The 5,728-nt window shown below is 68.2% G+C and carries 6 protein-coding genes and 1 pseudogene; all 7 read right to left on the reverse strand.

Translation table 11 applies throughout. The annotated features are described in order from the left end of the window. Window positions 1-417, reverse strand: a pseudogene (locus tag AC1D1T_RS29505) (DUF3570 domain-containing protein); the annotation flags it as partial. Between the two features lie 10 nt (window positions 418-427). Beyond that, window positions 428-661, reverse strand: coding sequence for a DUF4266 domain-containing protein (locus tag AC1D1T_RS29510; RefSeq protein WP_047511913.1), 234 nt, complete (start codon window positions 659-661; stop codon window positions 428-430). Window positions 662-663: 2 nt separating this feature from the next. Continuing rightward, window positions 664-1,194: a TlpA family protein disulfide reductase gene (locus tag AC1D1T_RS29515; RefSeq protein WP_156155156.1), complete on the reverse strand. Its 531-nt coding sequence runs from the start codon at window positions 1,192-1,194 to the stop codon at window positions 664-666. Between the two features lie 20 nt (window positions 1,195-1,214). Further along, window positions 1,215-1,862, reverse strand: a complete 648-nt coding sequence (locus AC1D1T_RS29520; RefSeq protein ID WP_477993030.1) for an outer membrane beta-barrel domain-containing protein — start codon at window positions 1,860-1,862, stop codon at window positions 1,215-1,217. A 5-nt stretch (window positions 1,863-1,867) separates the two neighbouring features. Beyond that, window positions 1,868-2,671, reverse strand: coding sequence for an SH3 domain-containing protein (locus AC1D1T_RS29525; RefSeq protein WP_477843393.1), 804 nt, complete (start codon window positions 2,669-2,671; stop codon window positions 1,868-1,870). A 13-nt stretch (window positions 2,672-2,684) separates the two neighbouring features. Next, entirely contained in the window at window positions 2,685-3,329 is a 645-nt protein-coding gene (locus tag AC1D1T_RS29530) for a hypothetical protein (RefSeq protein WP_047511908.1), read from the reverse strand. After that, the coding region (locus AC1D1T_RS29535) for an HzsA-related protein (protein ID WP_477993031.1) at window positions 3,326-5,728 on the reverse strand (2,403 nt) is incomplete at its 5' end. The genes AC1D1T_RS29535 and AC1D1T_RS29530, both read right to left, overlap by 4 nt.

The raw sequence follows: 5,728 nt of genomic DNA on the forward strand, positions 1-5,728 counted from the left end.
GTCCAGGCTCACCGTGTTCGCCTTGTAGTCGGGCTCGTCGCTGGTGGTGCCCGAGATCGACACCTGCGCGTCGCGGTAGACGTAGTCGGCGCCGAGGCTGTATTCGGTGCGCTTTTCCTTGTAGGGGCTCGCGGTCGTCACGACGTCGATCGACGCATTGCTGACCGAGTCGATGAAGTACGAGCCGCTGATCGACAGCCGGTCGGCGACCTTCTTGCGGATCAGCAGCGCCGGGCCGTCGGCGCGCGTGCCGCCGCCGTCGAAGAAGTGGTACATCGCGTCGGCACGGTCTTCGGGCAGGTCGACGGCATAGGCCGCTCCTGCCGCCGCCACACCGCCGACCACCACGCCGAGCGCGCGGCCCGCGCGCATCAGGTGGTGCGGGCGGCGCGCCAGCGCACGGCGCAGGCGACGCACCCAGCAGGCGCTAGTTGCAACCACAGCCGCCCCCTTGCACGCCGGTGGCGCCGCGTCCGCTCTCGCGCACGTCGTAGATGTGCTCGCGGTGCTTGTCGGCGAGCGCGTCGCGCGACAGCCGCATGATCGGATCGGCCAGGCGCTCGCGCTCGTACGGCTTCACCCACGGCTCGGGCGCGGCACAGCCGGCCAGCAGCGAGGCCAGCGTCACGACAACGGCGAGTGCTCTGCGTTGGCAGCCCATGTTCATTCCTTCAGCAGGTCGCGGATCTGCTTGTCGTAGGTGTTCTCGTAGCCGTCCTGGTAGCCGCGGTGCAGGAAGCGCACGCGGCCGTCGCGGTCGATCAGCACCGTCGACGGCATGCTGTTCAGGTCGTACAGCTTGCTGACGTTCTTGTCGGTGTCGAACAGCACCGGGAACGTGACGCCCAGCTTGCCCGCGACGGTGGCGGCATTGCGCGCATCGTCGTCGACGTTGACGCCCAGCAGCACGAAGCCCGAGCCCTTGTACTTGTCGTACAGCGCGTTCAGCTTGGGCATCTCCTGGCGGCACGGCGCGCACCAGGTGGCCCAGAAGTTCACCAGCACGACCTGGCCGCGCTGCTCCTTCAGGCGCAGGTTCTTGCCCTCGAGGGTGCGCAGCGTGAAGTCGGGCGCCGGCGTCATCGGTGCAGCCGCCTGCACGGGCGCCACCACCAGGCCGGTGCTCAGCAGCAGCGCGGCCGCCGCCCGCAGGAATCTGGGCAGGAAACTGGCGAAAGGGGAGGAAGAGCTCATGAAGGGTTCTCGGTAGAGACTCAGAAGAAGAAGGTGATGCCGCCGGTCAGCTCGAGGTTCTGCGTGTTCTGGCGCTTGCCGAGCAGGTCGAGCGTGAAGATGTGGTCGCGCATGTCGACCTGCAGCGCCATCCAGTCCTTCAGGAACACGCGGGTGCCGAGCCCGACGTTGAAGGTCTGCTTGCGCTGGTCGTTGAACTTGGTGCTGCCGACGCCGCCGATCAGGTACACCGCCGACGCCTTCGCGGTGTTGCGGCCGARGAAGATCTCGCCCGGCAGCACGTTCACGCCGATCGAGACGTTGTAGTAGCGCAGCTTCTGGCTGTCGTCGGAGAGCACGCCGCCGGGCAGGATCTGCCGGAACGATTCATCGCTCACCTTGGTCTGGGCGTAGACGGCCTCGACGAAGTAATCCTCGGTGATGTGGTAGCCCACGCGCAGGCCCGAGACGGCGTTGGCGCCGAAGTTCTGCGTGCTGTAGGTGCCGCCGAACAGGCCGAACTCGAAGTCGTTCGACGGGATCTTCGGCACGTTCACCGGGCGGCGATCGACCTGCGGCACGATCACCTGCTCGTTGCCGGGTTCGACGACCTGCTGCTGGTTCTGGGCCTGCGCCGCGAACGGCGCGGCAAGGCAGGCCGCGAGGACAAGACGTTGGAGTTTGCGCATGGCCGTCAATTGAAGAAGAAGGAGAAGCCGACCGTGGCGGCACGGTACTCGGCGCTGCGGGTGTCGTCGATGAACACCGTGTAGAGCGACCAGTCGGCCCGCAGCACGAAGCGGTCGGACAGGTGGTAGCGCACGCCGATGCCGGCGTCGGCCATCTTGGAGTTGGTGCCGACCGCGTCGACCAGCGTCGAATTGGGCACGTTCTTGAACTTGCCGAAGCCGACCGCGAAGAACGGCGACAGGCGCTTGTCGGACCAGGGCTCGACCATCAGGTTGGCATGCCAGAAATCGCTGCCGGAGAACACGCCCTGCACCTGGCCGAGCGTGGCTTCGAGCGACAGCGTGTCCGACAGGCGGTAGCCGGTCCACATCTTCAGCATCGGCTCGCCCTTGAAGCGGCCCCAGCCGGTGCCGAACTCGACGCGGCGATTCAGGTAGTCGTCGAGCAGCACGTCGCGGAAGGTCTTGGTGCTGCCGGCCTCGGTCAGCGTGGTCTCGAGCTGCGCGCGCGTGACCCAGCCTTCCTTGCCCTTGTCGGTGCGCACCTTGAACCAGTCGGTGTGGCGCAGCAGCACCTCGATCCACTCGCCCTTCTCGGCGATGTGGAACACCGGGTAGCCGCGGCCCGCGCCGGTGTGCATCTCGATGTAGGGGTCGCTGACCTGCAGCCGCTCGGGCGGGGTGTCCGCGGCCACCGCCGGCAGCGCAGCAACGCCCAACGCACAGGCGAGCGCCAGCCTTTGAAGGACGTGGCGAAGGTGGGCGTGAAAACGGCGTGGGTGCGACTCGGGCGAGAGGGCGAGGGTCATGCTGGCATTGTTGTCAATTTGTATTGCAGGTCCCCGTGTTCGGGTCTGCCGGCGTGAACATGTTGTAGGTCGCGGTGCTGAACTCGTCCTGGCCCGACGGCGACGGGTGGGTGATCCAGTACTCGATCAGCTTGACGTTGGCATCCTGGTCGTTCGGGAAGATCTGCCCGCCGCCATGCAGCACGTTGATCAGCAGCGGCTTCGCGAGCAGCCGGCTCTGCGTGGTCGAGCCTTCCACCACCTCGCCCTGCGCGGAGTAGAAGTTCTTGTACATGTCGGTCTGGCGGATCACGTCCGGCGTGTTGGCCGGGTCGGTCACGTCCAGCGCGGTTGCGCCGGTGGCGATGCGGAACGCGCCGCCGGTGCCGGCCACCGTGTCATGGCAGCCCGAGCCGGCGCAGGTGTTGGTGGTGGTCGTGCCGTTGTGCGTGATCGGCAGCGCCGCCAGGAAGATCGGGTTGATGCACTTCTGGAAGTAGGCGTACGACAGGCGCTGGCCCGACGCGCCGGCCGGGTTGTTGATCGTCGACGGGTTGCCCAGCGGGTTGCCGCCACCGCCGCAGCTGGCGAGCCAGGCTGCGGCGAGGCAGGCACCCGCCGCGCGCAGCGGCACCCGCCAGGGTGCGCGCGCAGGTGCCTTGGGAGACGCGTGCGTCATGGGGTGGTACAGCCCTTCTTGATCCAGTTGGCGATCGTCACGTAGTTCGCGCTGCCCACCGGCAGCACCGCGGTCGGCGAGCTCGCGGCGCCCGCCGGGTGCGGGATCGTCGACGGCCGCTTCAGCAGCGAGTTGGCTTCCGGATGGCAGGCGTCGTTGATCATCGTCAGTGTGACATTGAAATCGCCCTCCGCGTCACCCAGCAACACGAAGCGGTTCTCGCGGAACGCCTTGCCGGCGGCGATCTCGTCGCTGCCGATGCCCTGGTGGCAACCGGCCGCGCAGGTGCTGCGCAGGATCGGGTACACGTCGGACTCGAACGAGGCCTGGGTGATCTGCCCGATGCCCTTCACGCCGCCTGCGGACAGGTCGTTGTAGTACTTGCTGCCGAGGTCGATCCATTCGGCCAGCAGGCGCTTCTCGGCCTTGGTCAGCAGCGTGGCGTGGTCCGGCGCGCCTGCCGCCGGGGTCGGGTACAGCGTGCGCGCATCGGCGCTGGCCATCAGCGTCGCGCCGGACAGGATCTCCAGCAGCCGGCTCTTGCGCCCCATGCCGAGGGCATCGCCTTCGCTGGCCATCGTGTCGACCATCGCCGGCTCGCGGTCGATCATCGGCACGCCTTCCTCGAGGTGGGTCTTCGGCAGGCCGGTGGCCTGGTCGATGACCGGGTCGCCGATCAGCAGGCGCTCGTACGACGCATTGCGGCCGGTGCCGGCGATCGTCGCGCTCAGGTCCAGCTTGGCCGGGTCGGCGTGGCAGGTCACGCAGGTGCCGGCGCCGTTGACGCCGCGGCTGACCGTCCACATCGGCTGGATGTGGTCCGGGTAGTTGATGACGCCGTCGGTCGGGGCGGCGGTCAGCAGGTCGTCCTTCGGATCGGTGTTGTTCTTGTACTTGATGCTGATCGAATTGCGCGCGGTCACGCCGGCCTTGGCCGTGTCGGCCCAGACGTCGGAGGAGACCATGTCGGTCATCAGCTTCAGCACGTTCGGGTCGAGGCGCGTGCGGGTGCCGGCCATCGTCTCGCCCGACTGGTGGGCGCTCGCCAGGTTGTCGAACCAGCCCGACGGGATCGTGTTGGCGACCGCACCGGAGTTCAGCGCGCCGCCGCGGCGCGGGCTGTGGCAGCCGTCGCAGGTGCGGCGTTCGCCCGGGCGGACCTGGATCCAGTTGGTGTGGGTCTGGAAGGCACGGCCTTCGGCATCGACCACCGCCAGCCCGATCGGGGTGTCGGCCGGCACCTGCAGCTTGAACGAGCCGTCCGGCTCGATCGGCGCGTAGCCGAGGATCTGCTGCGGCTCGAAATCGGTCTCGCCGATCGCGGCCCGCACGCCCATGCCCTGGCTCGGCGCCACTGCGCGGAAGGCGCGGATGAAGCGGGCCGGCGCGCAGCCATAGGCCGGGCTGGCCGGGTCCTTCATCTTGACGAGGTCGGCGACCTGGGCGCGGGTGTCCAGCGGGTCGGTCGGCGCGGTCTTCGCGATCGCGGTGGTGCAGGTGGCCGACAGGTCGGCCGCCGCGATCACCGGGTCACCCATGCGGCCGAGGCCGTCGGTGTCGTAGACGCTGCGCACTTCGAGCAGGCCGAGCTTCTGGGCGGCCAGCGTCGGGTCGACCGGGGTCGGGTCGGTGGCGTTCGGCTCGGCGCGCGACTGCAGCGGCACCGGGTCGGTGTTCATGAAGCCCGGGGGCGGCGGCGCGATCGGCTGCAGGCCCTTCTTCGGGTCGTTCGGGTCGAACATGTAGATGCCGTACGGCGGCGGCACGTTGTCCTTCACGCCGTCGGCCTCGACCTCGCTTTCCAGCCGGTTGTCATCGGCCAGGCGCGCCTTCTCGGCATCGGTCAGCGTGGCGCACGGCACCACCTTGCCGTTCTTCGTCACTTCGCAGGGGCGGTAGGCGACCAGCACGCGATCGGTGCCGTCCCACAGCGGGAACGGCGTCGTGATGCGGCCGTACGCCGACAGCCCGCCGTCGATGTTCAGCGCCTGTTCGGTCGGGTAGTACTGGCCGCCCTGGGCCGCGACGCTCGGGTTGGCCGGCGTGTTCTGCTCGGAGTAGTTGGCCGCGTCGACCAGCACCAAGCCGCCGCCTTCCTTGGTGCGCGACAGCGGCATCAGGTCGGATGCGAGGAAACCCTTGAACTTGCCCTTCGGGTCCATGTCGCGCGGGTGCAGGAAGCTGTTGCCCTCGCTGTGTGCGCCGTACAGCACGAACATGTCGGTGCCGTCGGGCTTCACGCGGAACACCTTGAAGTGGTTGCGCATGCCGACGTGGTCCCAGCGCGAGAACATGATGTCGCCGTTGGGGCGCACGACCGGGTTGCGGTCATGGCTCTGGTTGACCGAGATCTGCGTGATGTTGCCGCCGGTGGCATCCATCGTGTGCAGGTTGAACAC

The sequence above is a fragment of the Rhizobacter sp. P2_H3 genome (genome assembly GCF_056403355.1).

Excerpts from the sequence above, each read along its gene's own strand:
- AC1D1T_RS29525 (WP_477843393.1), bottom strand. The coding sequence starts at position 2,671 with ATGACCCTCGCCCTCTCGCCCGAGTCGCACCCACGCCGTTTTCACGCC.
- AC1D1T_RS29510 (WP_047511913.1), bottom strand. The coding sequence starts at position 661 with ATGGGCTGCCAACGCAGAGCACTCGCCGTTGTCGTGACGCTGGCCTCG.
- AC1D1T_RS29515 (WP_156155156.1), bottom strand. The coding sequence starts at position 1,194 with ATGAGCTCTTCCTCCCCTTTCGCCAGTTTCCTGCCCAGATTCCTGCGG.
- AC1D1T_RS29530 (WP_047511908.1), bottom strand. The coding sequence starts at position 3,329 with ATGACGCACGCGTCTCCCAAGGCACCTGCGCGCGCACCCTGGCGGGTG.